The sequence below is a fragment of the Burkholderia sp. Leaf177 genome (genome assembly GCF_001424345.1).
Taxonomy (GTDB): Bacteria; Pseudomonadota; Gammaproteobacteria; order Burkholderiales; family Burkholderiaceae; genus Caballeronia.
This window is the reverse complement of the sequence record NZ_LMPF01000022.1, coordinates 399,598-425,800: the sequence shown is the minus strand read 5'-3', so window position 1 is coordinate 425,800 and position 26,203 is coordinate 399,598. Positions and strand designations below refer to the sequence as shown.

The following is a 26,203-nucleotide window of genomic DNA, read 5'->3' as shown; positions in this document are numbered from 1 at the left end:
TTCGGCATGGACACGCAAGCGCTGGATGTAAATTATTGGCCGGTCGCGGCAGCGCCGGCAGTGACATTCGATGAATTACAAGGAGAGCTCGACTGCGATGTCGCTATCATAGGCGCCGGCATCATGGGCTTGAGTTGCGCGCTGACGCTGGCCGAACTTGGACGTCGCGTGATCGTGCTGGAAGCGGACACTCCGGCTGCGGGCGCGTCCGGCAGGAACGGCGGGTTGATCGTGCCGAGCTTGCCGCGTCTCGGTCCTCGCGATGTTCTTCGCCTGATGGGCGACACGCACGGCGAGCGCATGGTTTCCATGGTTGCACAGGGCGCGCAGACAGTTTTCGATCTGATCGCGCGCCATGGTCTTTCGTGCGATGCCATCCAGTCCGGCTGGCTCAATCCCGCTCACGCCCGGGAACTTGCGCCAGCACTTGCAGGAAGAGTCGAAGACTGGCAGCGCGCAGGCGGCCGGGCGCAGTGGCTGAACGCACAAGAGACGCGCGCACGGGTGGGCAGCGCGCAATTTCACGGCGCATTGTTCGATGCCAGCGGTGGCCACCTGAATCCCTTCGCGTACACGAACGAGCTTGCGCGGGTGGCATCGGAGAAAGGAGTCCGAATCTTTTCCGGCACGCGCGTGGAGTCCGTCGTGGCTGACGGCGAGCGCCGTCGTTTGCGTACAGGGCATGGCATGGTGACGACGAAACAGGTCCTGCAATGCACGAACGCCATGCAAGGCGCCAATAACGACCTCACGCCCGCGGTCCGAAAAAGCATCGTCCCGCTCACGGTGTTCCAGCTGGCCACGCAGCCGGTCGCGGATCTCGTTCGCAAGCAGGTGCTTGCGGGCAACGAGGCGCTTTCGGACACGCGAAACAATCTTTTCGCGCTGCGTTACACGTCCGACGGACGCATTGTGACCGGCGGCATGGCGCCGGTTTCGCAGTGGCTTGCCAAGCCGCGACTGCTGCGCTCGCTCGCGCGTCGCATGGAGCGCATCTTTCCGCAACTGGGGACGGTGTGTTTCGACTACATCTGGCGTGGGTCTGCCGCGCTGACGCCGGATTTCCTGCCGCGACTTTTTCGTATCGATGATCGCTGGCTTGCTCCGCTCGGTTGCAATGGCCGGGGCATTGCCATGTCGACTTCCATGGGCGCGCGGCTCGGCCGGTTCCTCGTTGAGAACGATCCATCCATCCTGCCTATGCCAATTACGAGCGCTTCGCCGATCAAGGCGCACGGGTTCGCACGGTTTGCCCCGCAGCTGTTGTTACCGGTCGGAATCGTGCAGGACGCAATGCGCCGGTGAAGACGAAGCGCACTTGAATTGCAGGGGCTTTACGCGGATTGCGCAGGCGAAAAGGCGGGTATCTAATCCGGCCAGAACCCAGCCGTGAATACGCTAAGGAAACCAAAGTAATTTGGCTCTGCGCGCCGAATTTGAATCATTGAAATGGTGTCTCCGAACATGCGGTACCGGATTTTTTTCGCGCTGAACGGCCCTTTGGCTTGACACGGGAATTTTGCTCGCAAAAAATCGAATCCGATCAAAGAATAATTTGATCAAATCATTCGACGCCTACGCGGCGCATCATCAGCCATGAATGCAGGGACCAAGGAAACGTCATGTCAAGCGCAAGTGAATTCAAAACGGGGTGGGGCATCATCGTTGCCGCGACCATCGGCATTGGTACCAGCATGACAACCATGGCGTCATACAGCGCGGGCGTGTTCCTGCCATCGCTCACCAAGACGTTCGGCTGGGCCGACTCGCAAGTCATGCTGACCTTCATGATCCTGTTCTTCGGATCAAGCCTTCTGGGACCCTATATTGGCACGCTGGCGGACAGGATCGGGCCGCGCCGTATCGTGCTGGTCTCCGTTGTTGGTCTTGCCATTGGCTGGATGCTGCTCGCGTTCACGAACGGTTCAATCGTCCGGTTCTACCTCACGTATGCGGTCATCACGGTCTTGGGCGCAGGCACGCTGCCAGTGACGTGGACCAAGAGCGTAGTGGTGCATTTCAGGCAGCACCGGGGCATGGCGCTCGGCATCTGTCTGGTGGGAACAGGCATCTTCGGCGCGATGATCAAACTGTATGCGTTCCACATGATCTCGATGTTCGGCTGGCGTATCGCTTACGTGTGTCTCGGTGCATTCCTGCTCGTGATCACGCTGCCGATTGCCATTGCGTTCTTTCGCGAGCCGAAGATCGATCCGGCCGCTCACGCTGGTGCTGTCGATACAAAAATTGCCGACGTTCCCGGCATGCCGTTTATCCAGGCTGTGAAAACGCCGGCGTTCTGGATCCTGACCGGCAGCTTCTTTTTGCTCTCTCTAGCGCTTGCCGGCATTGCACCGAACCTCGAGCGTTTCTGGACCAAGTCGGGTTTCGGCATGAGCGATGCCGTCAGCATTGCTTCGTGGTACGGAATCGGGATTGTGATCGGCCGGCTGTTGACGGGATGGTTCCTCGACCGTATCTGGGCGCCGGTTGTGATCTTCGGCATGTTGCTGCCGTGCGCGCTTTCGTTTCTGCTGCTGGCACACGGCGTGAACAGTTTCTGGATTGCATCTTTGCTGGTCCTGATTGTCGGGACGTCGTCGGGCGTGGAGTACGATGCACTGGCCTACCTGGTATCGCGTTATTTCGGCATGCGCGCCTACAGCGCCATCTACGGCGGCGTGTTCATCGGCTTTGCGGTCGGCGCGGGTCTCGGGCCATTCTCGTTCAGCAAGTTGCTCGTCACGCTGAATGGCTATGAAGCGGTCTTGATCATCAACGCGGTGGTTGTCGTAGCGGGCGCTGGAGTCTTGTTGCTGCTTGGCCGGTATCCCCGCTTCGAGGGCGAGAGCAAAGAAGCTAGTTCATCGGCGAAAGTAAGCTTCAGAACCCCGGCGACCGGTGAAGTCAAATGACGCGCCGTCGAGTAAAGAGAAAATAGCATTAAAGAGGATTTCTGTGGCACATCTGATCGAATACGTTTCTCTTCTTTCCTCAAGCCCCGGCACGCAGCGAACGCTCAAGGTGCATCGTGTCGGGAAGGCCGGAGCGCGGCCCAAGGCGTATTATCAGGCAGCACTTCACGCGAACGAAACGCCTGGCCTTCTGATTGGCCATCATTTGCTCGATCTCGCGCTGGCCGCCGACCGGGCGGGAAAAATGAAGGGCGAACTGGTGATCGTGCCTTTCGCCAATCCGATCGGGCTGTCCGATAACGTGCTCGGCAATCAGATTGGCCGCGAAGCGCTCGATGGCGGCGGCAATTACAACCGTGGCTGGCCTGATCTGAGCGCGGGCCTGGCGGTGCGCGTCGAAGGCAAGCTCGGCGCGGATATCGATACGAACAAGGACGTCATTCGTGCCGCGCTGAAAGACACGCTCGAAGCGCTGCGTCCCGCGACCGAGGTTCAGTCGTTGCAGAACAACTTGCTCAAGCTGGCAATCGATGCGGATTTCGTCATCGATTCGCATTCCGAACTGGTTGCAATCGCGGGCATGGTCGTCGCGCCGTGGTGCGAGGCAATGCTCGACCCGTTGATTGCGGAGATCGATCCGGCGCTGGTGCATGTGACGGATACCCCCATTCTCTTCGATGGAACCTGCAGCAAGCCCTGGCACGATCTGGCGCAAAAGTTCGGCGAGGAGTTTCCTGTGGCGCAGGGAAATGTCAGCGTCACCATCGAGATGCGCGGCACGGCCGATGTATCTGATGAACTCGCTCGTGCGGACGCGCAGGCAATCTTCCGCTACCTTGCGCGCATGGGCGTGGTGGAAGGCAACTTCAATCCCGACGCGGTTTGGTCGGGCGAGAAAACGCCGCACGAAGCCATCTCGATGATGCGCACGCCGGTGGGCGGGGTGATCGTCTATCCGTTTGCGCTCGGCACGGACGTGAACGCGGGCGATGTCATCGCGGAAATCGTGGATCCGACCGCCGACGACCCGGCCACGGCACGCACGCAGATTCGCGCCGTGCGGCCCGGCCGGCTCTACGCTGCGGTATCGAACAGGCTGGTTCGTCCGAACGACATCGTGATCAAGATCGCAGCGAACGATTTCGAGCGGTAGGGGTTCGTCACGCGTGGAACGACTGGCGGGCAAGCGCGCACAGCAGCGTGGTCGCAGGCGAACTATCTTCGCTGCGGCGGCTCATGATGATCGGCGACGTGGAATGTTCCGCAATGGCTCTGTAGACCACGCCATGCGCACGCAGGCCGTCGACGCTCATGGGCACGAGACACACGCCCACGTTCGCCGCCACGAGGCCGAGCGCGGTCTGCAACTCGCGCACTTCGTGAACCGCGGCAGGTTCGAGCGCGTGATCGCGCATTGCCGATAACTGCTGGTCCGCATAACTCGGACGCGGCGTGCTCGGATAAACAATCAGCGTCTCGCGTGCGAGCGCCGCAAGCGTCAGGGGCCCATCGGTATTCGCAAGCGGATGGTCTTGCGGCAAGGCGGCGATCAGCGGCTCTTCCACCAGCACTTCGCGTGCAAGTTGATTATCGTCGAAACGCAGGCGGCCGAATCCGACATCGATACGTCCGCCCTTGAGCGCAGCAAGCTGCTCGATCGTGAACATTTCAATCAGCGACAACTCGATGTGTGGCGCGCTCTCCCGAAAAGCGCGGATCACAGCGGGCAACGCGCCGTACAAAGTCGAAGGCACGAATCCGATCACCACGCGCTCTGCCAGTTGCGCGAGCCGGCGCGTGAGCGGTGCGAGTTCGTCCGCTTCCGTGAGCAGGCGTTTGGCCTGCGTGTAGAAGATCCGGCCTGCTTCGGTGAGACGCAAGGGCCGCGCACCGCGCGCGAAAAGCGGCAAGCCGATGCTCTCCTCGATCTGTTGTATCTGCCGGCTGAGCGGCGGCTGCGTCATGTGCAGCCGGTCCGCCGCACGCGTGATGTTCATCTCTTCGGCGACGGCGACGAAGTATCGAAGCTGGCGAAGTTCCATGCATACCCCTAAGGTATGGAAGTAGTCGAAATAGGTGTTGGACGTCCCTGCAGGTTCGTTCGTAACATGGGGGCCTTCAGGAGGAACGCATGATAGCAACACCCGTGAAAATACAGGCAGTAGAGACCATTCTCGTGGATGTGCCGACTATCCGGCCGCATCGGCTGTCGGTTGCGACCATGAATTGCCAGACGCTCGTACTCGTTCGCATTCAATGCGCCGACGGTATTGTAGGCGTGGGAGAGGGCACGACAATCGGAGGACTTGCTTACGGCGAGGAGAGTCCGGAAAGCATCAAGGTCAATATCGATACCTACTTCGCGCCGCGCCTCATGGGGCGGGACGCAACGCGACCGGGCGCGGCAATGGCGGAGCTGCACACGCTTTTCCAGGGCAATCGCTTTGCCAAATGCGCGCTCGAAACTGCATTGTTCGACGCACAGGCGCAGCGTCTGGGCGTACCGCTTTCCGAACTGTTCGGCGGTCGCGTGCGCGATAGCGTGGAAGTCGCGTGGACGCTTGCAAGTGGCGACACGGCACGCGACATTGAAGAGGCGCGAGGTGCGCTCGAAAGCCGGCGGCATCGCGTGTTCAAGCTGAAGATCGGTCTGCGCGAAGTGGCTGACGACGTGGCGCATGTGATCGCCATCAAGGAAGCGTTGGGCGAGCGGGGTGAAGTGCGCGTGGACGTCAATCAGGCTTGGCGCGAATCCGATGCAATCTGGGCGCTGCCTCGTTTGGCAGGCGCGGGCATTACCTTAGTAGAACAACCCATACACGCCCATAACAAGGCGGGGCTCAAGCGTCTGAGCGCACTGGCGTGTGCACCGATCATGGCCGACGAAGCGTTGCACGGTCCGGCCGATGCGTTCGAGCTTGCAAGCCTGCGAGCAGCCGATGTGTTCGCAATAAAGATTGCTCAGTCGGGCGGACTGTCCGGCGCGGGCAGCGTGGCGGCAATCGCGCTTGCTGCGCAGATCGACCTGTATGGCGGCACGATGTTGGAAGGCGCGATAGGAACGATTGCGTCCGCGCAACTCTTCAGCACCTTTGCTTCGCTGAAGTGGGGCACCGAGCTGTTCGGACCGTTGCTGCTCACGGAAGAAATTCTCACCGAGCCGCTGCGATACCAGGACTTCGCGCTGCACCTGCCCGATGGACCAGGTCTCGGCGTGACGCTTGACTGGGAAAAGATTGGCCGTCTGCGACGCGATGCAACAAAAAGCGTGAGCATCGGCGCAAGTTGAAAGCGGGCGCTGTGAGGCTGCGCGTCATATCGAATCCCCCAAAGCAAAGGAGACAAGCATGGACCATCAAGCAATCGACTCGCTGCTGCAAAAGTTCAACGACAGTGCCACGGAGGCCGGCAATCCGCGCACGAGGGCTATTGTCAATCGCATCATTCGCGATCTGTTTTATACGATCGAAGACCTCGACGTCCAGCCCGGTGAATTCTGGACCGCGGTGAATTACCTGGCGGAAGCCGGACAGAGCGGTGAATTGGGTCTGCTCGCGGCGGGGCTCGGTTTCGAGCACTTCCTGGATCTGCGGCTCGACGAGGCGGAAGCCAGCGCGGGTCTCGAAGGCGGCACGCCACGGACTATTGAAGGGCCGCTGTACGTTGCGGGCGCGCCGCTTTCTGAGAGATTCGCGCGTCTGGACGACGGTACGGACCCGGGCGAAACGCTGGTCATGCGCGGGCGCGTTCTCGGCGAGGACGGCAAGCCGCTCGGCGGTGCGCTGGTCGAAGTGTGGCACGCGAATCATCTGGGTAATTACTCCCATTTCGACAAGTCGCAACCGGCGTTCAACCTGCGCCGCTCGATTCAAACCGATCGCGACGGTAACTACAGTTTCCGCAGCGTGGTCCCGGTCGGCTATAGCGTGCCGCCGCAAGGCAAGACACAACTTCTGCTCGACCAATTGGGACGCCACGGGCATCGTCCCGCCCATATTCACTTTTTTATCTCCGCGCCCGGCTCCAGAAAACTGACGACACAAATCAATATCGACGGAGATCCCTACTTGTGGGACGACTTCGCTTTCGCTACGCGCGATGGCCTCGTGCCCGAGCTTAAAAAATCGGCGGGCGATGCGGGCAAGCCATACGGCGTCGAAGGAAAATTTGCGCTGATCGACTTTGATTTCACGCTCTTCAAGGAGCGGGACAATGTGCCCGCAACGGAAGTCGAGCGTCTCCGCGCAAAAGCGTGATCTCTCCGGCCGTGGGCGCGATTGACGCGCTCACGGTTTTCTTTCTTGAGCATGCAAAAATCCAGGAGCAGCGATGCTGTTTCACGTTGAGATGATCGTCAACCTTCCCGTCGATATGGACGCGGAGCAAGCCGTTGCATTGAAAGCCAAAGAGAAAGAAATGGCGCAACGATTACAGCAGAGCGGCGTGTGGCGGCACTTGTGGCGCATTGTCGGACAGTACGCCAACGTCAGCATTTTCGACGTCGAAAGTCCTTCGCACTTGCACGAAGTCTTGAGCCAGTTGCCGCTGTTTCCGTATATGCAAGTGGAGGTGAGGGCGCTTTGCCGGCACCCGTCGTCGGTGCATGCGGACGATCGTTGAGGTAAGCGGAAAGCTTAGAGGAACGTTGCCGCTACGCTATCTGATGCGCAAGGTATCCGACGGCGATTCGCCAAAGATTTCTTTGTAGGCAATCGCAAAACGACCAAGATGCGTGAATCCGCAATCTAGAGCAATCTCCGCGACACGCACGTCTGACGGTCGTTCCCGCAAAGCTTCACGAGCGCGGTCAAGACGTAGCGTCCGCACGTATTGCATGGGACTGACGCCCTTGAATTGCTGGAAGCCGTCACGCAAGGTCCTTGAAGAAACGCCTGCTGCGATGGCGATATCGGCGAGTTCCAGCGGTTCCGTGCAGCGCGCTTGTATAAACGCTTCCGCACGCTTGACGAACCCCGGCGAAACGCTCATCGCAGCGCGGCCATTCGATGCCGTCGCGTGGTTCGCGTCGCTTACGTGTCCCGCAGCGAACAAATCGATCAAGAGGCGTTCCAGTTGCGTGGCGACATTCGGATTGGCGCGCGCGCACGCAAGCAATTCGGTCGAGCTTGCGACGAGTTGAAGCTGCTGCATCCAGCCACGCAGATGAACGCCACCAACCGGTACCAGCGACGCAAGGCTGCTCGCGGCGAACCCTGTCTGCGTTTCGAACGCCTGCGGATCGATACGCAGCACGAACTGCTCGCATCCCGGCGATAGATGCGCGTTAAATGCCTGGCCGGGCGCGCAAAGCACGCCTTGCTTCCGGTTCACCTGCATGGAACGGCCCATGGTGCGAACTTCGGCTTCGCCGGCGACGCAAAACATCAGCAGGTAATAACCATCGACTGCTTTTACATCCACACGCATGGCTTCGCCAAAGCCGATGGTGCCAAGTCCCAATCCACCGAGCTTCACGAAATCCATATGCGAGCGGCCGCCGCCAAGACCCGCAGGCACGAGCGCGTGCGGCTGCATCACGCGCGAAATCAGTTCGCGTGTTTCATCGAGATCGTTCGATTCGAATAATCGGTAGCTTCGCAGTGCATCGGCACGAAAAGCGGCGGGTGACATGGACGTGTCCGTTAAGCGGAAAACAGTGTTAGCAATGGTACTGCAACCGGCGTTTGACCGTGCCGGTGGAAAAGTGCCGGAAGTGGATAACGCGCCATGAATGCAGCCATTAATGGATAGACCACCTATTTTGGCGCACCAAAAATCGCTCCATACGAAATCCCCACAAAAAGGACTATCCGCCATGGAACCGAACGGATTGAATGCGCTCGATGCGCCGGACGTGCTGCGCGAGGTGCCCCTGCGCCCCATGAACGCGCTCGACACCGATATGGTCAATTTTCCTCACGACGACGGATCGCGCGTGCCGTACAAGGTCTTCAGTTCGCAAGCCGTTTATGAGCGCGAGCAGGAGCGGATTTATCGCGGGCCGACCTGGAATTTTGTCGCGCTCGAAGCAGAGATTCCGAAGCCGGGCGATTTCAAGAGCACGTTCGTGGGCGATACCCCGGTCGTTGTCACGCGCAACGACGACGGAACGCTGGCGGCGTGGGTCAACCGATGTGCGCATCGCGGCGCATCCGTGTGCCGCAAATCGCGCGGCAATGCGAGTTCGCACACATGCGTGTATCACCAGTGGAGCTTCGATAAAAGCGGCAACCTGCTCGGCGTGCCGTTTCGACGGGGACAGAAAAGCATGACCGGAATGCCCGCCGACTTCGATCCGAAAAATCATGGTCTGCGGAAACTTCGCGTGGAGAGTTATCGCGGCGTGGTATTCGCCACGTTCAGTGACACCGTGGAACCGTTGCCTAATTATCTCGGCGCGGAAATGCGTCCGTGGATCGACCGGATTTTTCATAAGCCAATTGAATATCTCGGGTGCACGCGTCAGTTTTCGAAGTCGAACTGGAAGCTTTATTTCGAGAACGTGAAGGACCCGTATCACGCGAGCATGCTCCACCTGTTCCATACGACTTTCAATATTTTCCGCGTCGGAATGAAAGCGCGATCCATTCCCGACGCCACGCATGGCCTTCACAGCATCATCACGGTGACAAAAACAGGCGAGGACAATTCGGCCGCATACAAGCAGCAAAACATCCGCTCGTTCGACGAAGGATTTGCGCTTGAAGATGAATCCATCCTCGGGTTGATTTCGGAATTCGAAGAAGACACGACCAATCATATCCAGCCGATTTTTCCGCAGCTCGTGATTCAGCAGATCCATAACACGCTGGTTGCACGCCAGTTGTTGCCGAAGGGACCAGATAGCTTCGAGTTGATTTTCCACTTCTTCGGCTATGCGGACGACACGCCCGAAATGCGCGAATTGCGTATCAAGCAGGCCAATCTGGTCGGGCCCGCCGGTTATATATCGATGGAAGATACTGAAGCGACCGAACTCGTTCAGCGGGGGACCATTCGCGACGCCGGCGCGACATCGGTAATCGAAATGTCACGCGGCAATCCCGACCAGCAGGATACCGTCATCACCGAAAGCCTGATCCGCAAGTTCTGGGTCGGATATCAGAAACTGATGGGGTACTAATCCATGCAGACGCCAAGCATCATGGAAGACATGACATTGTGGTTCCAGCTTCACCTGCTGCAGGACCAGTACATCAACACCCTCGACAACGACCGGCTGGAGATGTGGCCGGCGCTCTTCACCGAAGATTGTCTGTACGAGATCGTCCCGAAGGAAAACGCCGACATGGGCTTGCCTATCGGCATCATTTTCTGCAACAACCAGAAGATGCTGCGCGACCGTGTGGTGTCCTTGCGCAACGCCAATATCTTCGAGGAACACAGCTACCGGCATATGACGTCCGGTCTGTGCGTGATCGGACAACAGGATGGCGTGATCGAAACAGAAAGCAACTACGTCGTGGTTCAGACACGTACGAATGGCGAATCGAACGTCTATCAGGCCGGAAAGTACTACGACAAAGTAGTAAGGACAGTTGACGGTTTGCGCTACCGGTCCAAACGCGTGATCTATGACACATCGCGCGTGCAGACTTTGCTCGCCACGCCAATCTGATGGAGCCTGCGATGAACCAGATCGACAACGCCTGGCATCCTGTTGGCGTGCTCAATGACTTCGAGGAAGGCGAGCCTGTTGCCGTGGTTGCGGCCAACAAGCCTATCGCAATGTTTCGTCTTGGCGACGATATCTTCGCGCTGCATGATCTCTGCACGCACGGTCACGCGCGGCTGTCGGATGGTTTCGTGGAAGACGGATGCGTGGAGTGCCCGCTGCATCAAGGTCTGGTCGATATCCGCACAGGTGCGCCACGGTGCGCGCCTATTGTGGAGGCGGTCCGTAGCTATCCGGTTCGCATCAACGGCGACAACGTCGAGGTCCAGGTTGAATGAACGACGCTTATGTGATTGTCGGCGCGGGCCACGCCGCGCGGCGAGCTGCTGAAACGCTACGCGAACGCTCGCCGGATATTCGTATCGTTATGGTCGGCGAAGAGACAGAGCTGCCTTACGACCGGCCGGTATTGTCGAAAGATGCGTTGCTCATGGACGATGGCGAGCATCGTGCATTCATTCGGGATGCGAACTGGTACGAAGATCAGCGCATCGAGTTGCGTCTCGGCATGCGCGTGGCGAAAGTCAATCGTTCTGATCGCTGCGTGATTCTCGACGATGGGTCGCGCATTGGCTACACATGCTTGCTGCTTGCAACGGGATCGCGGGTGCGCCGTTTTGGCGGGCCTGTGAACGGGGCAGTGCATATTCATTATGTGCGTACCGTTGCTGACGCCCGTGCGTTGCGTAAGGCGCTCGTTCCGGGGGCGCGTGTCACGGTTCTCGGCGGCGGGTTCATCGGACTGGAGGTGGCGGCATCGGCCAGGACACGCGGTTGTGCTGTGAGCTTGATCGAACCTGCTGACCGCTTGCTGCAACGATCCATGCCAGCTGAAGTCGGCGCATTCATGCTTGAGCTGCACAGGCGTCACGGCGTGGATGTCAAGCTTGCAACCACACCGGTCGCCATTGATGCATCTGCTAATGCGGTTGCATCGATCGTGACTATGGATGCAAGCGGCCCGTCCGTCATCCATGCCGATGTTGTTGTGGTGGGCATTGGCGTGCTTCCGAATGTGGAACTCGCGGAATCGGCGGGTCTTGCTGTGGACAACGGAATCTTGGTCGATGCACATTGCCGCACATCCGACCCGGCAATCTACGCGGCCGGCGAGGTAACGAATCACTTTAACCCTTCGGTTGGCCGCCACGTTCGGGTGGAATCTTGGCAAGTTGCCGAGAACCAGCCAGCCGTTGCCGCGGCAAACATGCTCGGCGACAACGTAGCTTACGAGGAAACTCCGTGGCTCTGGTCGGATCAATACGACTGCAACGTACAAACGCTTGGGTTCTTCACGGCGAATCAGACCAAGGTTGTTCGCGGCGATCCTGTGCAAGGCTCCTTCTGCGTGCTGGCGCTGGACTCGAACGGATCATTGGCAGCCGCGGTCACGGTGAACAACGGACGGGATATGGGAGTGTGCCGCCGGTTGGTCATCGCCCGAAAAGTGATTTCGCCCGATCGTCTTGTCGATCCAGGTATACCGTTAAAAACTTTTTTGCAGCAGCCAGTGTCTTTAATCAAAATGCTTGGAAGCTAGACATTGCAAAAGGCGGCACTCGATAGTCCGGGCCTCGGACCGGGGTATTCGTCCTTTTCGTGCTAAATCAGGCGGTTTTCTCGGAAGCACCTTAATTTATGGGCTGCCAAGAGGTTTCGACTTTTGTCCGAAGGCTCAAAATGCGTCTGCGATAACATATCTGCCCGTGATTAAAACGCGCCACCTTGACGGGAGGCGGAAATGCCAAGCCTAGAATATCGTTATGTGGGACAGGATCGCCTGCCCGCTCGACTATTGGAATTCGACGTGGAGCGTTACTTCGCGTTGACTGACAGCGACATTGCAGCAATCAACGAGCGCTTTCGACGCGATCGGCTTGCCGGCGTTGCCATCCAACTGGTCTTTCTGCGGTCCAGTGGCCGCACCCTGGATCATGTCGGCACACTCCCGCGCCAGTTACTGCGCYACATTGGCGAGCGGCTCGGCCTGCCCACCCCGACTATCGCGTCCCTTCGCACACTTTATCGGCGCTATWAGACGCTGTACGAGCATCAGGTCTGGATCTGCGAATATCTCGGCCTGACGTCCATCGGACCGAGCCACTGGGCAGGACTGGAAGCGTGGATGCGACAGAATGCCATCGAATCCCTTACCCTTGATGAGCTGCTCCAGCACGCTCATTGCCGGCCGTATGAGCGTCGCATCCTGATACCCGCCGAACGGAAACTGCGGGACCTCGGCCGTTCGATCTGATCGGATATTGAGCGTCGTCTGCTCGCTCTTATCAAGGCAACAGTGACGAAAGCACAGTTGGTTCATGCCGATTCTGTCCTCTCCGCCCAGCATGGGGACTTCTGGGATGAGAGTGCTCGAATGGCTGAAGACGCCACCAGCGCGACACAGTCCCTCGACGCTCACCGAAACCCCTAGTGCTCCATTTTTGCTCCTGACGATTCTTAATAGTACAGTACTCGCGATATATACATATTACCGAAGATGGCCAGCACATCATCTGTCGCGTGTTCGTGCCGTCGCCCATCGCGCGACAAGCAATAGAGAAACAAGATTTTCTCCGAGCTGCGAAGAGAATTGACGATCGATAAGGCGGGGTTTCGCACCTGCATGGTTTCCGGTAAGGTGCCCCCTCGATCCATCCGCGGTGCACGCAATTCCTTTGGCTTTTACGTATGACTGATTTGATTTTCAGTTCCTTGCTCGACGACGTTCGACAGCTGATCGATGGCGCACGTGCCCGCGCAGCTGCTGCAGTGAACGCGGAACTCACCGTGCTGTACTGGCAGATCGGTCGCCGCATTTTTTGATGATGTACTGCGAGGAGCGCGAGCCAGTCGGATTAAGCCTCCACATCGCGTCAAGCTTCTTTGTATGCGACTAATGTCGTCCATGTTCATGTCCATGTATGCGCTGATCCCATTCCACGTCGCCGCTCGAAAGAATTTTTTAGACTCGTGCCTTGCAGGTATCTTCGTTATTAGGCAACCGAGCTGGGTAGAGGTCGTTTTGCGCACCTTGCGCTGATCGAAGTCGTGAGAGCAGCGAGTCATCGACCCTGGATGAATCAACGACATGCAAGAACTCCGCCAATACCCAGAGGCTAAATGGGTCCGATATCGGAACTATAAATATATTGTTTTCTTATGAGAACGGACGCATTAGACTAGCGGTCATCCGATGATCACAATTTTCCTGCGTCGCAATAGGGGACCCGTTCATGAAAGATTTCATACCCGAACCGCATCTTTTCATCGACGGAGAGTGGATCAGAGCGCAAGGCAACCCGTCCCAGCCGCTGCGCAATCCGGCGACAGAAGAAGAAATCGGACGTGTTCCGCATGCGTCGGAACAGAATCTAAACGCCGCGCTCGATTCCTCCGCACGGGCTTTCAAGAGCTGGTCTTGCGTCGCACCGTATGACCGTGCCCGAATCCTGAAGGACGCGGCTAACCTGATCCGCGAGCGGGCTGAACTGATCGCAGCGCAGACCACCCGTGAGCAAGGCAAGACGCTTGTCGAAGCGCGCGGCGAAGTGCTGGGCGCTGCTGATACGTTCGAATGGTTTGCGGAAGAAGGGCGGCGCGCATACGGGCGAATCGTGCCGTCCCGTAACGTGGGGCACAGATGGCTCGTCATGAAGGAGCCTGTCGGTCCGGTTGCCGCGTTCTCGCCATGGAATTTTCCAGCGATGCTCTCGTCGCGCAAGATCGCGGCCTCGCTCTCGGCGGGATGCACCTGCATCCTGAAACCGGCGGAGGAAACGCCGTCTGCAGCGCTCGCTTTTGCCAAGGCGCTGCAAGATGCGGGTTTGCCCAACGGCGTGCTGAATATTGTCACCGGCGTGCCGGATTTCATCTCGCGCTATTTGATTGCATCGCCGGTCATCAAGAAGATCACGTTTACAGGTTCGACCGGTATTGGCAAGCATCTTGCGCGGCTCGCCGCCGACGGCATGAAGAAAGCCACGTTCGAACTCGGCGGCCACTCCCCGGTGATCGTGTTCGACGATGTAAATGTGGAAGACGTCGTGAAAACGCTCGTGATCGGCAAGATCCGCAACGCGGGCCAAGTCTGTATTGCGCCTACGCGCTTTTATGTGCAGGAAGGCATCTACAAGCAGTTCGTACAGGCATTTACCGAGGCGATCGGACGTGTCAGCGTGGGCAACGGTCTCGATCCGGCGAACCAGATGGGATCCATGGCGAACGGGCGGCGGATCGACGCAATGGAACGTCTGGTCGCCGATGCGACGAAGCAAGGCGCGCGCGTGCTCACCGGTGGCGAGCGCGGAGCTAACAAGGGTCATTTCTGGCAACCCACGTTCCTCGCCGAAGTACCGGACCACGCACAAATGATGAACGAGGAACCGTTCGGACCACTTGCCATCGCCAATCCGTTCAGTACGCTGGACGAAGCGGTCGATCACGCCAACCGCCTGCCCTACGGGCTCGCCGCCTATGCGTTCACTGAGTCGAACAAGCGCTCCATTGCGGTCGCGCGTGCGCTGGAGGCAGGCGTTGTCGGCATCAACAACCTGACGGTATCCATAGCTGAAGCGCCTTTTGGCGGCATCAAGGAAAGCGGCTACGGGTCGGAAGCCGGCCAGGAAGGACTCGACGCGTTTCTCAATACGAAGTTCGTGAGCGAGATGTGATGCTCAAACCGGAGACAGCTTGATGACCACCCTCTACAACTTCAACGACTTGCCGCGCGAGACCGTGCGCCCAGGCGTGGAACGCGCGGCGTTTCGCGGCGACCATTTCATGGCCGTGATGAACTGGCTGTCGCCGGGCATGGATGTCTCGCCGCACAGCCATACTTTTGAGCAGGTCGTGATGATCGTACAGGGACAGGTGCGCTTTCATGTCGGCGATGAAACCTTCGACGCCGGTCCGGGCAGCATCATTCGCATTCCGCCGAACGTGCAGCACTACGCGGAACCGCTCGGCACGGAAGTCGCGCTGAATCTCGATATCTTCGCGCCGGTGCGCGCGGATTATCTGCATCTGGTGGAGTATCAACAGGCCAATGAACCGCAGCCTTGAATTGCGCGGCAGATTGCTGCGTGGCGAACGGCTGATTGGCACGTTCGTGAAGACGACGTCGCCACAGACCGTGGAAGTGCTGGGCGAGACGGCGCTCGATTTCATTGTGCTGGACGCCGAGCACGCGCCGTTCTCGCGTGAATCGCTCGACCTTTGCATGCTCGCCGCCCGCAGCGCGGATTTGCCGGCGCTGGTGCGCGTGCCATCTTTCGAAGGCGCTCATCTTGGCGAATCGCTGGATCTGGGCGCGGCGGGAATCGTCGCGCCGCATGTGCGCAATGCGGCCGATGCGATCGCGTTCGACCGGTCCTGCCGATACCGCGGCGGCACGCGCGGTTTTTCGAACTCGCCGCGTGCTGGGCGCTATGGTTCGGTACAGATGAAAACGCACGTGAATACCGCCGATGCCGCCACGATCAGCCTGGCGCAGATCGAGGATGCCGAAGCGCTCGATCACCTCGATGAAATCGGCGCTTCCGCCGTCGATGGCTGGTTTATCGGCCGCGCGGATCTGGCGTTGTCGTGCGGCCTGGATTCACTCGACGCTCCGCTGTTGCAACGCCACGTCGAAACAATCTGCGTGCGCGCTCGCGCCGCTCGCAAACCGGTCGCAATGTTCCTTGCCAACGGCGCCGAAGTCGGCCGGTTCGCGGCGCTCGGCGTGACCATGTTCATCATTGGATCGGACCAAAGCATGTTGCGCGCCGGGTTTTCCGGCTTGCTTGCTGCCGCTTCATCTACTGCACATTCCTCATGACCCTGACCGGACATTGTTATTGCGGGCATCTCTCGTATCGCGCTGAAGACGAGCCGCTCATGCGGCTTCAATGCCATTGCCGCGAATGCCAATATTTGTCGGGCGGTGGTCCGAACGTGTTGATCGTGATGCCGGGAAGCGCTTTTACGTACACGGCGGGTTCGCCGAAACAATTCACACGGCCTGACCTCGCCGCGCCCGTCACGCGTGACTTTTGTCCTGAATGCGGCACGCATATCCTGACCCGTTCGCCGCGCATGCCAGGCCTGATGCTGATCAAGGTCGGCACGCTCGATGACCCCGGTATCTACGGCATGCCGGATCGCATCATCAATCTCGCTGACAAGCAGTCGTTCCATTGCTTGCCGGACGGCATTCCCACCTTCGAAAAACGTCCCGCTTCCTGATACTGGCCGGATACGGGAAGCTGCATCTTTGCGTCTTTGTTATTCCGATATAAGAACAAATATAATTACGTTCCGTTATGAGATTGTGCGTGCTATCTTGGACCAAACCGCAAGCACATCGTAAGCAGGAGACAATCCAAATGACGCTGGACACCCGGCCCCATCAGTTCCAGATGGTCGCGAACGGCGCGGCGCTCGTACGCGCCGAGGTCGAGATGCCGCAACCGAAGGGAACCGAAGTGACGTTGCGCGTGCTTGCGGCGGGCGTGTGTCATACAGACCTGCATCTCATCGATGGATTCTTCGACCTCGGGCGCGGCAAGCGCATTTCCATGGCCGATCGAGGCATTCGCATGCCGCATACGCTCGGTCACGAAAGCGTTGGCGAAGTCATCGCAATGGGACCGGACGTAGAAGGAATAACCGTAGGACAACGCGTGCTGGCTTATCCGTGGATTGGCTGCGGCGCGTGCGAACGTTGCGTGAGTGGCGAAGATCATCTGTGCCCGAATCCGCGCTTTCTCGGCGTGTTCCGCAGCGGCGGGTTCGGGACCCATCTGCACGTGCCTGAAGCGCGCTTTCTTTTCCCATTGACTCCGGATACCGATCCCGCCCGCGCCGCGCCGCTTGCCTGCGCGGGTATTACCGCTTACAGCGCGCTCACCAGGGCGCGCGCCCACGCGAACGGCGGACCGGTTGTGATCATCGGCGCGGGCGGACTCGGGCTGATGTGCCTTGCGTTGATCAAGCTGATGGGGTTGCCGCCTGCGATCGTGATCGAGCCGAACGAAGAGAAACGCAATGCAGCGCTCGAACTCGGCGCAAGCGCGGCGTTTGGAACATCGGCGGAAGATGCGCTCGGCATTATCGAAACAACCCATGGCGGCGCGGCGGCCGTGATCGACTTTGTCGGTTCGCCGGCATCGGTGGAACGAGGCGCAAGCGTGCTGCGAAAAGGCGCAAAGCTCGTGATCGTCGGCATGTTCGGCGGCGAGCTTTCCATTCCCATTCCCACACTCGTATTGCGCGCGTTGTCGGTTGAAGGATCGTATGTCGGCTCGCCTGCCGAGATGCGCGAACTGATGACGCTGGTCGCCGCAAAAGGCCTGCCCGCGTTGCCCGTCACGCGCCGCCCGTTGTCAGAAGTCAACGCGGTCCTCGACGCAATGCGCGCGGGCGAAGTCATTGGACGCACCGTGCTCACGCCGGACTTTACCTCGAAGGAGCCGCAGTGAAACCCAAGGTGCTGGTCGCGCGCGCGACTTTTCCGGACATACTCGAACGCCTCGAAGCGCACTTCGAACTCGATCGCAATATGGACGATGTGCCGCTCACGCCTGAGCAACTGCGGCTATGTATCGCCGATAAAACCGGCGCCATGCTCATGGGCGGAGAGCGTATAGACGGCGCGCTGATCGAGCACGCGCCGCATTTGCGCGCGGTTTCCAACTGCGCGGCGGGTTACAACAACTTTGATCTGGCCGCTATTACGCGGGCCGGGATTATCGCGACGAACACGCCGGATATATCGAACGAAAGCGTCGCGGATCTTGCCTGGGGCTTGCTGATCAGCGCGGCGCGGCGCATTCCCGAAAGCGATGTCCACGTGCGCTCCGGCACGTGGAAGGGTTTTGCGTACAACCTGTTCCTTGGTGTGGACCTGCATCATTCAACGCTCGGCATCATGGGAATGGGGCGCATAGGGCAGGCCATCGCGCGGCGCGCAGCCGGGTTCCGGATGAAGGTTATCTATCACAACCGGACGCGGCTCGATGCGGATATCGAAGAGGCGTGCAACGCGTCCTACGTTCCCCGCGATGAACTCCTGCACGAGGCTGACCATGTCGTGCTGACCTTGCCCTACAGCGTGGAGGCGCATCACACGATCGGCGCAGCCGAACTCGCGGCAATGAAACCAACCGCCACGCTCGTGAACGTGGCGCGCGGTGGAATCGTGGATGACGCCGCGCTCGCAAATGCGCTCAGACAAGGAAAGCTGGCGGGTGCCGGACTGGATGTCTTCGAGAACGAACCGGCGTTGCATCCGTCTTTATTCGATGCACCGAACCTCGTGATGAGTCCGCATATAGGCAGCGCGACAACCGCCGCGCGCCGTGCACTGGCGAATCTCGCCGTGGACAATCTGCTGGCTGCGCTCGACGTTGGTCACGACGCCGGACGTCCGCCAAACATCCTGAATCCGGAGGTGCTGCAAAAATCACGCCGGGCATAAAAAACACATTCAGGAGACAAGTTACATGAGCCCCAACCCTATCAACGCCAGGCGCATGTTGCTGGCGTCGCTTTCCCTTTCATGCACGGCGGCATTTGCCCAGAACCCGCGCATCTCCGACGACGTCGTCCGTATCGGCGTGCTGACCGATCTCACCGGCCTGTACTCGGACTTCTCCGGCAAAGGATCGGTCGAGGCGGTGCGCATGGCAGTCGAGGACTTCGGCGGCACGGTTGCCGGCAAGAAGATCGATGTGGTCTACGCCGATCATCAGAACAAGGCGGACGTGGCGTCGTCGAAGGCGCGCGAATGGTTCGACCAGGGTCACGTGGACATGATCACGGATCTGGTGGGCTCATCGCCCTCGCTGGCGGTGGTCGAGATCGGCCGGCAAAAGCAGCGTGTGGTGATGGTGACGGGCGCGTATTCGTCGCGCCTGACGAACGACGCGTGTTCGCCCTATACCGTTCATTATCAGATCGATACGGTCGCACTTGCCAGCACGCCCAAGCTCCTCGTGAAACGCGGCGGCGACTCGTGGTTTTTCATCACCGCCGATTCCGCATTCGGCAAGGCGATGGAAAAGGACGCAACGGCGGTCATTGTCGGCAACAAGGGCAAGGTTCTCGGGAGCGCCAAGCATCCGTTCAATGCATCCGATTTCTCGTCGTTCATGCTTCAGGCGCAGGCATCGGGCGCGAAGATGATTGCGCTTGCCGACGCTGGCGGCGACATGATCAACGCGGTAAAGGCAGCCAATGAATTCGGCGTGACGCGTTCAGGCAAGCAAAGCGTGGTCGCCATGGCGTTTCTCCTGACTGACGTCCATTCGCTCGGCTTGCCGCTCGCGCAGAACCTTTACACGATTGAGGGCTTCTATTGGGACGCAAATGCCGAGACCCGCAAGTTTTCCGAGCGGTTCTTCAAACGCATGAACAAGATGCCAACCGCAATTCAAGCGGCCGGTTATTCCGCCACGCTGACCTACCTGAAGGCCGTCAAGGCGACAGGAACCGACGACAGCGCCATTGTCATGAAGCAGATGAAGAGCGCGCCGGTCAACGATATCTATGCGCACAACGGCACGATCCGCGAGGACGGACGGCTGCTGAAGGATCTTTATCTGGTGCAGGTGAAGACGCCCGCTGAATCAAAGAAACCGTGGGACTACTACAACATCCGGGCAACCGTACCGGCTGCGGATGCGTTCCAGCCGCTATCCAGTTCCACATGTCCCATGATCACGAAGACATCGGCGAGCCGTTGAATTCGCCGTGCCCAAAATCAGGAGGGAGCCGTCATGCATCCTGTCACCGAAATCCTGCACGGAAACTTCGCGGCGCAGGTGAGCGGCGTCGATCTCGCGCAGCCGGATCACGAGGCGCTCGAAGCAATCGCTGTCGCCATCGATACATACGGCGTCGTGGTGATCCGCGACCAGACGCTGACCAACGAGCAGCAAGTGGCATTCGCCGAGCGATTCGGACCGCTCGAACCTTCGGTCACGCGCTACAACGCGCAGACGAAGCAGCGGATCGAGCGGCGCGAGATTGTGGATGTATCGAATCTCGATGAAAGCGGCGCGCCGCGCGCAGTCGATGACCGCTTGCGCATGCTGTTGCTCGGGAACCGGCTGTGGCACACAGACAGCTCGTTTCGCGCGATGCCCGGCGCGCTTTCAATGTTGTACGCGCGCACCGTGCCGCCCGCAGGCGGTGAAACCGAATTCGCCGATACCCGCAGCGCCTACGATCACCTGCCCGAACCGATGAAATCGCGCATTGGCGAGATGGTCGCCGAACACGCGTTGATGTATTCGCGCGAGCAACTGGGCTTTACCGATTTCTCGCAGGAAGAACGCGATGCGTTGCCGCCCGTGCGCCATCCGCTGGTGCGTACATCGCCTGCGCATGGCCGGCGGGCGTTGTATATCGGTTCGCATGCGTCGCATATTGTCGGCTTGCCCGTGCCGGAAGGGCGCATGGTTTTGCGCGACCTTCTCGATCACGCCACGCAGCGCGAGTTCGTCCATGTTCATGAATGGCGCGTGGGCGATCTCGTGATCTGGGACAACCGCTGCACGATGCATCGCGGCCGCGCTTACGACGAAACGTTCCCGCGCGACCTGCGCCGCGTGACCACAAGCGATACCAGCGCGCTGTCAGTCGCCGACACCCTGAAGCAACGGCAAACGCTCAACGCATAGGCGCGACGTAACCCATCGCGCGGGAAAGTGTTGCCGCGTATTCGCGCAATAACGCAATCAAGCGCTCGCTTTGCGGCAACGCACGCTCGGTCGGCGCGGCGAGGACCAGCGCCGCGATCACCGCGCCGTTGGCGGAATAAACGGGCGTGCCGTAGGCGGAGACGCCGATATGCGTGTCGTCGGTCGTGGTTGCAATGCCCGTGCGGCGAATCTCCTTGAGCATCGCGCGCAGACGGGTTTTATCGGTGACGGTCTTGCTTGTGAATGCAATGGTTTTCAGCGGCTTCAGGTAGCGCTCCTGTTCGTCGTCGGGCATGAACGCAAGCACCGTGCGTCCTCCCGCCGACGAATAAAGCGGCCGCTTTTCGCCAATCGACGCCATGAACCGGATTGGATGCGCGCTTTCGGCGCGAGCGACATAAACCACCGACTGGGCGTCTTCCGTACGCGTCAGGACGAAGACGGTTTCGCCTGAGCGCTCGGCGAGCGATTCGAGGAATGGTTGCGCGATGCTCGGCAATTGGCTTGCGTCCGGTGCGCTGCCGCGCGCCGCGATCAGCGTGCCGAGTTGCAGCGCCTCGGGGCCGAGCTCGTAGCGCGTGCCGTCGGTTTGTACGTAGCCGGCTTGCGTGAGCGCCTTCAATAACGAGAACACCGAGGTTTTCGGCACGTCGAGCGCCGAGCTCAATTGCGACAGCGTGAGTCCGCCCGATGACCGCACGAGGCGCTGAAGAATATTGAGGCTGCGCACCGGTGAGCGCGGCGGCCCGGAGGCGTCGAGCGTGTCTTCGTCGGGCGAAGTGTCGGGAGATGTCGTCATTTTCATGCGTGTCCAGGTCAGGAAAAGAAGATTGGCGGCTTTTTGTTCCGATATCGGTCGCAAATATAACACCATTTACATATCAGAATTTATTCGATAAATTCGATTCCATGCTCCGACACGCGACTCAAGGACGATCTGATGCCCATCATTGAAGTGAACCTGATTGAAGGACGCAGCGTGGAAATCAAGCGCAGGCTGATTGCCGCGCTGACCGATGCAACCATTGAAGCGGCAGGCGTAAAACGCGAAGACGTGCGGATCATCATCCGCGAAATCAAGCCGGAAAATTTCGCTGTCGGCGGCGCGCAAAAATATTCGGGCACGCCCGAGGCCAAACCATGAACGCCGTCGAGCCAGCGTTGCGTTCGCTCGCGCTCAACGCGGTTGTCGAACGGATCAAGGCGATCGTTGGCGACGCTGGCTGGCTGCAGCAAGCGGACGATATCGAGCCGCACCTGATCGAGCATCGCGGGTTGTATCGCGGTAACACGGCGCTGGTGGTGCGGCCGTCAAGCACCGCGCAAGTGTCCGAAGTGGTTGCGCTGTGCGCTTCGGCGGGTGTGACGATCATCCCGCAAGGCGGCAACACGGGGCTTTGCGGCGCGGGCGTTCCTCCGGAAGATGGCGACAACATCGTTTTGTCGATGGGACGCATGCGCCAGATTCGCAGCATCGATCCGGGCAACTTTGCGATCACCGTTGAAGCGGGCTGCATTCTGGCCGATATCCAGCAAGAAGCCGATAAATACGACCGCCTGTTTCCGCTGAGTCTCGGCGCGCAGGGCAGTTGCCAGATTGGCGGCAATCTTTCTACGAACGCCGGCGGTCTGCAAGTGCTGCGCTACGGCAACGCGCGCGAACTGACGCTCGGCGTGGAAGTGGTGTTGCCCGATGGCCGCGTGCTGAACGGCCTGCGCGCGCTGCGCAAGGACAATACGGGCTACGACCTGAAGCATTTGTTTATCGGCGCGGAAGGAACGCTCGGGATCATCACCGCGGCCACGTTGCGGCTTTTTCCGAAGCCAGTGTGCACAGGAACGGCGTTGTTCGCGCTGACCTCGCTCGATGCCGTTATCGACCTGCTGGCGCTCGCGCGCGCGCAGACCGCCGACTTGCTGACCGCGTTCGAATTCATTCCGCGCTTTGGCATCGAGATTGCGTCGCAGCACGTGGCGGGAGTCCGCGATCCATTGCCCGCTGCCTATCCGTGGTACGTGCTGCTGGAAATGTCGACGTCGTCGCCGCACGCGGAACTCAACAGCGTAATGGAGACGCTCTTCGAGTCAGCGATGGAAGCGGGCGGCGTGGTCGATGGCGTGGTTGCAGTCAGCGAGCAGCAACGCCTTGCGCTCTGGAAAATCCGCGAGGCCGTGGTCGAGGCGCAGAAGGCCGAAGGTGCATCGATCAAATACGATGTGTCGGTGCCGGTCACGTCGATCCCGCGTTTTGTCGATGAAGCCATTGCCGCGTGCCGTGCACTATTGCCGGGTGTGCGCCCGCTCGCCTTCGGCCATTTCGGCGATGGCAATGTCCACTTCAATCTCACCGCGCCCGCGGGTGGCGACGAACGGTTCGTGCCGATGACCGAGCACTTCGATCGCGCGGTCTTCGACCTCGTGACGCAATACGAAGGGTCGATCAGCGCGGAACATGGAATTGGCCGGACGAAGCGGGGCGCGCTGGCGCATTACAAATCGGCGGTGGAACTGGATCTGATGCGCCAGATCAAGGCGGTCCTGGATCCGGGCATGCTGTTCAATCCGGACAAGCTGTTGCTTCCTGCCGCAGCGCCGCCGCGGCGCGCGAACGAGACTTGAACCTGAAAGCATGCACGGCACCAAGATACAAGTAAGCTAAGGAGACGACAATGAACCCCACCATCAAGCCCGCTCGACCTTCGGCACGCCAGGCTGCGTTTCAATCGGACTACCGATCAAAGATAGCGGCTGATTACAGCGGCGTCCGTCACGGCAGCATCATTCTTGCGATCGGCGCAATCGTGGTGGCTGTCTGCATATGGCGCATCCACGGACCGGTGCGTCCGCTCGAATGGCTGATCGTGCCGATCGTCATAATCGCGTGGAACCTGATGGAGTGGTACGTGCATGTGAACTTCCTGCACAAGCCTGGCAACAACGCGGTGACGCGCGCGCTGTATCAGCGTCATACGTTGACGCATCATCAGTTTTTCACCCACGACGACGCACGTCTTGCCAATTCACGCGATCTCAACATTGTGTTTTTTCCCACTTTTGCGTTGCCCGGCATTGTCGTGCTGACCGCCATTCCGGCGGTGATCGCGGGCTTCGTCGTATCGGCGAATGCCGGCTGGCTGGTGATGACCACGGTGGTCGGCATGTATCTGCTGTTTGAAGCCATGCACCTGTGTGCGCATCTTCCGGACAACGCCACCGTCCGGCGCATTCCCCTCGTCAACACCATGCGGCGTCATCACATTGCCCACCACAATCCGCAATGGATGATGACACACAACATGAACTTCACATTGCCTCTCGCCGACTGGATGTTCGGCACGTCGGACTTGAAGCGCGGTCTGATTGGCACGGTCTTCAACGGCATGTCGGAAAAGCACGTAAAGCCGACACCGCGACGTCTACGCGAAGACGCCACGCCCGAACATTCGCGCTAGATCCGTAAAAAAACCAGTCATATCAATCGTCGGGGAGACACTCGTCATGGAACGGAAGACGTCCAGGCTTCGTCGCGTCCAATGGATCGCGATGACCTTTCTCACGGTCGCCGGAATCGTGAACTACATGGACCGCAGCACGCTGTCGATCGCCAATCATTCGGTCGCGGGCGAGCTTGGACTCAGCGCGTCGCAGATGGGCTTGCTGCTCTCTGCGTTCGCGTTGCCTTATGCGATATCGCAACTGCCTATCGGCGTAATGGTCGACCGGTTCGGCGCGCGGCTGATGCTCGGGCTCGGCATGTTCGTCTGGTCCGTGGCGCAACTCGCGGGGGGGCTCGTGCAGTCACTCCATCAATTTCTCGTCGCGCGGGTGTTCCTCGGGATTGGTGAGGCGCCACAATTTCCTGCATCGGCGAAAGTGGTGAGCGAATGGTTTGCACTGCGTGACCGCGGTGCGCCGACCGGCTTGTTCGCAGCAGCAACGACGCTCGGGCCAGGACTTGCACCGCCCGTTCTCACCATCGCGATGCTCACGCTCGGATGGCGCGGTATGTTTATCGCAATGGGCGTGGTAGGCATTGCAATATCGATTGGCTGGTATGCGATCTATCGCAATCGAAACGGTCTTTTGTTGGATGCTGCCGACGTTGCTTACCTGACCGAAGGACAGGCTGCCGAAGGCGCGTCCCGACGTTTGACCTGGCCGGAATGGCGGCGGCTTTTTACCATGCGTACGACCTGGGGCATGGTGCTCGGCAACATTGGCATCATCTATATGGTGTGGCTGTACCTCGCTTGGCTGCCAGCATACTTCGAACATGAGCGCCATTTGTCGATTGCAAGGACCGGATGGCTTGTCTCAGTGCCATACGTGTTTGGCACCATTGGCGTTTTGCTAAGCGGGCATATTGCAGATAGATTGTTGCGCCGCGGCTTGGCTCCTTTGGCGAGCCGCAAGTGGCCTCTGTGTATTGGCCTCCTTGGAGGCGCTGCGTTCACCATTCCGGCTGCATATACGCCAAGCACGACCCTAGCCGTTGTGTACATCTGTGCCGCGATGTTTTTCGTGCAAATGGCGAGCGGCTCAGCGTGGGCGCTCGTGACAGTTGTGGCGCCGAGACACCAGGTTGCTTCGCTGAGCAGCATTCAGAATTTTGGGGGGTATTTCGGCGGCTCCCTTGCACCGCTTGTAACGGGTATCGTGGTCGACCGGACCCACTCTTTTGTACAAGCGTTGCTTATTAGTGCAGGAGTTGCCGCAGCGGCTGCGGTGATCTATCTCGTGATGGTGAGAAAGCCGATCGAAGCGGCTGATGAGTTGAGTATGCTCGACGTACCGGCGCCATCCCTAGTGCCTAAATAATCGGTTATGGGCTAAGGAGCACAAAGCGCTCAATGACGGGTGCTCGGCAGGCGTCGTTCGACAGAATTCTGTCAATCCGGAAACCATGTACAGCAATGAAGCGCTGATTC

25 protein-coding genes and 2 pseudogenes are annotated in these 26,203 nt (G+C 59.4%); 24 read left to right on the top strand and 3 right to left on the bottom strand.

Annotated elements, in window-relative coordinates:
- Window positions 1-6: 6 nt before the first annotated feature.
- From ASG35_RS20690 to ASG35_RS20680, 3 genes are all read left to right on the top strand, one after another.
- A complete protein-coding gene (locus tag ASG35_RS20690; RefSeq protein WP_056361899.1) occupies window positions 7-1,305 on the top strand; it encodes an NAD(P)/FAD-dependent oxidoreductase in 1,299 nt (432 codons plus the stop codon).
- Window positions 1,306-1,622: 317 nt separating this feature from the next.
- On the top strand, window positions 1,623-2,915 hold the full coding sequence (locus tag ASG35_RS20685; RefSeq protein ID WP_056361898.1) for an MFS transporter: 1,293 nt from the start codon (window positions 1,623-1,625) through the stop codon (window positions 2,913-2,915).
- Between the two features lie 43 nt (window positions 2,916-2,958).
- Window positions 2,959-4,068 carry a succinylglutamate desuccinylase/aspartoacylase family protein gene (locus tag ASG35_RS20680; RefSeq protein WP_056361895.1) on the top strand — a complete coding sequence of 370 codons (1,110 nt, stop codon included), beginning with the start codon at window positions 2,959-2,961 and terminating at the stop codon, window positions 4,066-4,068.
- A gap of 7 nt (window positions 4,069-4,075) precedes the next feature.
- On the opposite strand, the gene ASG35_RS20675 is transcribed toward ASG35_RS20680, so the two are convergent.
- Complete coding sequence (locus ASG35_RS20675; RefSeq protein ID WP_056361892.1) at window positions 4,076-4,957, bottom strand: LysR family transcriptional regulator; 882 nt, start codon at window positions 4,955-4,957, stop codon at window positions 4,076-4,078.
- An 89-nt stretch (window positions 4,958-5,046) separates the two neighbouring features.
- Here ASG35_RS20675 and ASG35_RS20670 point away from each other — a divergent pair, with 89 nt between their 5' ends.
- From ASG35_RS20670 to catC, 3 genes are all read left to right on the top strand, one after another.
- Window positions 5,047-6,204, top strand: coding sequence for a muconate/chloromuconate family cycloisomerase (locus tag ASG35_RS20670; protein WP_056361890.1), 1,158 nt, complete (start codon window positions 5,047-5,049; stop codon window positions 6,202-6,204).
- 58 nt (window positions 6,205-6,262) lie between these two features.
- Window positions 6,263-7,171 carry a catechol 1,2-dioxygenase gene (gene catA, locus ASG35_RS20665; protein ID WP_056361888.1) on the top strand — a complete coding sequence of 303 codons (909 nt, stop codon included), beginning with the start codon at window positions 6,263-6,265 and terminating at the stop codon, window positions 7,169-7,171.
- Window positions 7,172-7,244: 73 nt separating this feature from the next.
- Window positions 7,245-7,535: a muconolactone Delta-isomerase gene (gene catC / locus ASG35_RS20660; protein WP_056361885.1), complete on the top strand. Its 291-nt coding sequence runs from the start codon at window positions 7,245-7,247 to the stop codon at window positions 7,533-7,535.
- A 36-nt stretch (window positions 7,536-7,571) separates the two neighbouring features.
- Here catC and andR read toward each other — a convergent pair whose 3' ends face one another.
- Window positions 7,572-8,546, bottom strand: coding sequence for an anthranilate 1,2-dioxygenase regulatory protein AndR (gene andR, locus ASG35_RS20655; RefSeq protein WP_056361884.1), 975 nt, complete (start codon window positions 8,544-8,546; stop codon window positions 7,572-7,574).
- 250 nt (window positions 8,547-8,796) lie between these two features.
- On the opposite strand from andR, the gene andAc reads away from it, so the two are divergent.
- From andAc to ASG35_RS20590, 14 genes and pseudogenes are all read left to right on the top strand, one after another.
- A complete protein-coding gene (gene andAc, locus ASG35_RS20650; RefSeq protein ID WP_056362177.1) occupies window positions 8,797-10,038 on the top strand; it encodes an anthranilate 1,2-dioxygenase large subunit AndAc in 1,242 nt (413 codons plus the stop codon).
- A gap of 21 nt (window positions 10,039-10,059) precedes the next feature.
- A complete protein-coding gene (andAd, locus tag ASG35_RS20645) occupies window positions 10,060-10,533 on the top strand; it encodes an anthranilate 1,2-dioxygenase small subunit AndAd (RefSeq protein ID WP_156393306.1) in 474 nt (157 codons plus the stop codon).
- Between the two features lie 11 nt (window positions 10,534-10,544).
- Window positions 10,545-10,868, top strand: a complete 324-nt coding sequence (gene andAb / locus ASG35_RS20640) for an anthranilate 1,2-dioxygenase ferredoxin subunit AndAb (RefSeq protein ID WP_056362175.1) — start codon at window positions 10,545-10,547, stop codon at window positions 10,866-10,868.
- On the top strand, window positions 10,865-12,130 hold the full coding sequence (gene andAa / locus ASG35_RS20635; protein ID WP_056361877.1) for an anthranilate 1,2-dioxygenase system ferredoxin--NAD(+) reductase: 1,266 nt from the start codon (window positions 10,865-10,867) through the stop codon (window positions 12,128-12,130). The genes andAb and andAa overlap by 4 nt, the downstream gene beginning before the upstream one ends.
- A gap of 201 nt (window positions 12,131-12,331) precedes the next feature.
- Window positions 12,332-13,016, top strand: a pseudogene (locus ASG35_RS30975) (DUF4158 domain-containing protein); the annotation flags it as partial.
- A gap of 262 nt (window positions 13,017-13,278) precedes the next feature.
- Window positions 13,279-13,438, top strand: a pseudogene (locus tag ASG35_RS31570) (DUF1016 N-terminal domain-containing protein); the annotation flags it as partial.
- Between the two features lie 385 nt (window positions 13,439-13,823).
- On the top strand, window positions 13,824-15,260 hold the full coding sequence (locus ASG35_RS20625) for an NAD-dependent succinate-semialdehyde dehydrogenase (protein WP_056361871.1): 1,437 nt from the start codon (window positions 13,824-13,826) through the stop codon (window positions 15,258-15,260).
- A 22-nt stretch (window positions 15,261-15,282) separates the two neighbouring features.
- Entirely contained in the window at window positions 15,283-15,651 is a 369-nt protein-coding gene (locus ASG35_RS20620) for a cupin domain-containing protein (protein ID WP_056362172.1), read from the top strand.
- Window positions 15,635-16,408 carry an HpcH/HpaI aldolase family protein gene (locus tag ASG35_RS20615; RefSeq protein WP_056361869.1) on the top strand — a complete coding sequence of 258 codons (774 nt, stop codon included), beginning with the start codon at window positions 15,635-15,637 and terminating at the stop codon, window positions 16,406-16,408. Before ASG35_RS20620 ends, ASG35_RS20615 begins: the two co-directional genes overlap by 17 nt.
- Complete coding sequence (locus ASG35_RS20610; RefSeq protein WP_056361865.1) at window positions 16,405-16,815, top strand: GFA family protein; 411 nt, start codon at window positions 16,405-16,407, stop codon at window positions 16,813-16,815. The genes ASG35_RS20615 and ASG35_RS20610 overlap by 4 nt, the downstream gene beginning before the upstream one ends.
- A gap of 140 nt (window positions 16,816-16,955) precedes the next feature.
- Window positions 16,956-18,050: an alcohol dehydrogenase gene (locus ASG35_RS20605; protein WP_235527644.1), complete on the top strand. Its 1,095-nt coding sequence runs from the start codon at window positions 16,956-16,958 to the stop codon at window positions 18,048-18,050.
- Window positions 18,047-19,048, top strand: coding sequence for a 2-hydroxyacid dehydrogenase (locus ASG35_RS20600; protein WP_056361859.1), 1,002 nt, complete (start codon window positions 18,047-18,049; stop codon window positions 19,046-19,048). Before ASG35_RS20605 ends, ASG35_RS20600 begins: the two co-directional genes overlap by 4 nt.
- Window positions 19,049-19,073: 25 nt before the next feature.
- On the top strand, window positions 19,074-20,315 hold the full coding sequence (locus tag ASG35_RS20595; RefSeq protein WP_056361856.1) for an ABC transporter substrate-binding protein: 1,242 nt from the start codon (window positions 19,074-19,076) through the stop codon (window positions 20,313-20,315).
- A gap of 33 nt (window positions 20,316-20,348) precedes the next feature.
- Window positions 20,349-21,254 (top strand): TauD/TfdA dioxygenase family protein, encoded by a 906-nt coding sequence (locus tag ASG35_RS20590; RefSeq protein ID WP_056361853.1) that lies wholly within the window; start codon window positions 20,349-20,351, stop codon window positions 21,252-21,254.
- On the opposite strand, the gene ASG35_RS20585 is transcribed toward ASG35_RS20590, so the two are convergent.
- A complete protein-coding gene (locus ASG35_RS20585) occupies window positions 21,244-22,080 on the bottom strand; it encodes an IclR family transcriptional regulator (RefSeq protein ID WP_235527642.1) in 837 nt (278 codons plus the stop codon). The genes ASG35_RS20590 and ASG35_RS20585 overlap by 11 nt on opposite strands.
- Window positions 22,081-22,215: 135 nt before the next feature.
- On the opposite strand from ASG35_RS20585, the gene ASG35_RS20580 reads away from it, so the two are divergent.
- Genes ASG35_RS20580 through ASG35_RS20565 form a run of 4 tightly spaced genes read left to right on the top strand, consistent with a single transcriptional unit; the run spans window position 22,216 to window position 26,093 of the window.
- Complete coding sequence (locus tag ASG35_RS20580; RefSeq protein ID WP_056361847.1) at window positions 22,216-22,419, top strand: tautomerase family protein; 204 nt, start codon at window positions 22,216-22,218, stop codon at window positions 22,417-22,419.
- Entirely contained in the window at window positions 22,416-23,894 is a 1,479-nt protein-coding gene (locus ASG35_RS20575) for an FAD-binding oxidoreductase (RefSeq protein WP_056361844.1), read from the top strand. The genes ASG35_RS20580 and ASG35_RS20575 overlap by 4 nt, the downstream gene beginning before the upstream one ends.
- A gap of 50 nt (window positions 23,895-23,944) precedes the next feature.
- Complete coding sequence (locus ASG35_RS20570) at window positions 23,945-24,727, top strand: hypothetical protein (RefSeq protein ID WP_056361841.1); 783 nt, start codon at window positions 23,945-23,947, stop codon at window positions 24,725-24,727.
- A 46-nt stretch (window positions 24,728-24,773) separates the two neighbouring features.
- Window positions 24,774-26,093: an MFS transporter gene (locus ASG35_RS20565; protein ID WP_056361838.1), complete on the top strand. Its 1,320-nt coding sequence runs from the start codon at window positions 24,774-24,776 to the stop codon at window positions 26,091-26,093.
- Window positions 26,094-26,203: the final 110 nt, after the last annotated feature.

Excerpts from the sequence above, each read along its gene's own strand:
- ASG35_RS20690 (WP_056361899.1), top strand. The coding sequence starts at position 7 with ATGGACACGCAAGCGCTGGATGTAAATTATTGGCCGGTCGCGGCAGCG.
- ASG35_RS20685 (WP_056361898.1), top strand. The coding sequence starts at position 1,623 with ATGTCAAGCGCAAGTGAATTCAAAACGGGGTGGGGCATCATCGTTGCC.
- ASG35_RS20675 (WP_056361892.1), bottom strand. The coding sequence starts at position 4,957 with ATGGAACTTCGCCAGCTTCGATACTTCGTCGCCGTCGCCGAAGAGATG.
- ASG35_RS20670 (WP_056361890.1), top strand. The coding sequence starts at position 5,047 with ATGATAGCAACACCCGTGAAAATACAGGCAGTAGAGACCATTCTCGTG.
- catA (WP_056361888.1), top strand. The coding sequence starts at position 6,263 with ATGGACCATCAAGCAATCGACTCGCTGCTGCAAAAGTTCAACGACAGT.
- catC (WP_056361885.1), top strand. The coding sequence starts at position 7,245 with ATGCTGTTTCACGTTGAGATGATCGTCAACCTTCCCGTCGATATGGAC.
- andR (WP_056361884.1), bottom strand. The coding sequence starts at position 8,546 with ATGTCACCCGCCGCTTTTCGTGCCGATGCACTGCGAAGCTACCGATTA.
- andAc (WP_056362177.1), top strand. The coding sequence starts at position 8,797 with ATGAACGCGCTCGACACCGATATGGTCAATTTTCCTCACGACGACGGA.
- andAd (WP_156393306.1), top strand. The coding sequence starts at position 10,060 with ATGGAAGACATGACATTGTGGTTCCAGCTTCACCTGCTGCAGGACCAG.
- andAb (WP_056362175.1), top strand. The coding sequence starts at position 10,545 with ATGAACCAGATCGACAACGCCTGGCATCCTGTTGGCGTGCTCAATGAC.
- andAa (WP_056361877.1), top strand. The coding sequence starts at position 10,865 with ATGAACGACGCTTATGTGATTGTCGGCGCGGGCCACGCCGCGCGGCGA.
- ASG35_RS20625 (WP_056361871.1), top strand. The coding sequence starts at position 13,824 with ATGAAAGATTTCATACCCGAACCGCATCTTTTCATCGACGGAGAGTGG.
- ASG35_RS20620 (WP_056362172.1), top strand. The coding sequence starts at position 15,283 with ATGACCACCCTCTACAACTTCAACGACTTGCCGCGCGAGACCGTGCGC.
- ASG35_RS20615 (WP_056361869.1), top strand. The coding sequence starts at position 15,635 with ATGAACCGCAGCCTTGAATTGCGCGGCAGATTGCTGCGTGGCGAACGG.
- ASG35_RS20610 (WP_056361865.1), top strand. The coding sequence starts at position 16,405 with ATGACCCTGACCGGACATTGTTATTGCGGGCATCTCTCGTATCGCGCT.
- ASG35_RS20605 (WP_235527644.1), top strand. The coding sequence starts at position 16,956 with ATGACGCTGGACACCCGGCCCCATCAGTTCCAGATGGTCGCGAACGGC.
- ASG35_RS20595 (WP_056361856.1), top strand. The coding sequence starts at position 19,074 with ATGAGCCCCAACCCTATCAACGCCAGGCGCATGTTGCTGGCGTCGCTT.
- ASG35_RS20590 (WP_056361853.1), top strand. The coding sequence starts at position 20,349 with ATGCATCCTGTCACCGAAATCCTGCACGGAAACTTCGCGGCGCAGGTG.
- ASG35_RS20585 (WP_235527642.1), bottom strand. The coding sequence starts at position 22,080 with ATGAAAATGACGACATCTCCCGACACTTCGCCCGACGAAGACACGCTC.
- ASG35_RS20580 (WP_056361847.1), top strand. The coding sequence starts at position 22,216 with ATGCCCATCATTGAAGTGAACCTGATTGAAGGACGCAGCGTGGAAATC.
- ASG35_RS20575 (WP_056361844.1), top strand. The coding sequence starts at position 22,416 with ATGAACGCCGTCGAGCCAGCGTTGCGTTCGCTCGCGCTCAACGCGGTT.
- ASG35_RS20570 (WP_056361841.1), top strand. The coding sequence starts at position 23,945 with ATGAACCCCACCATCAAGCCCGCTCGACCTTCGGCACGCCAGGCTGCG.
- ASG35_RS20565 (WP_056361838.1), top strand. The coding sequence starts at position 24,774 with ATGGAACGGAAGACGTCCAGGCTTCGTCGCGTCCAATGGATCGCGATG.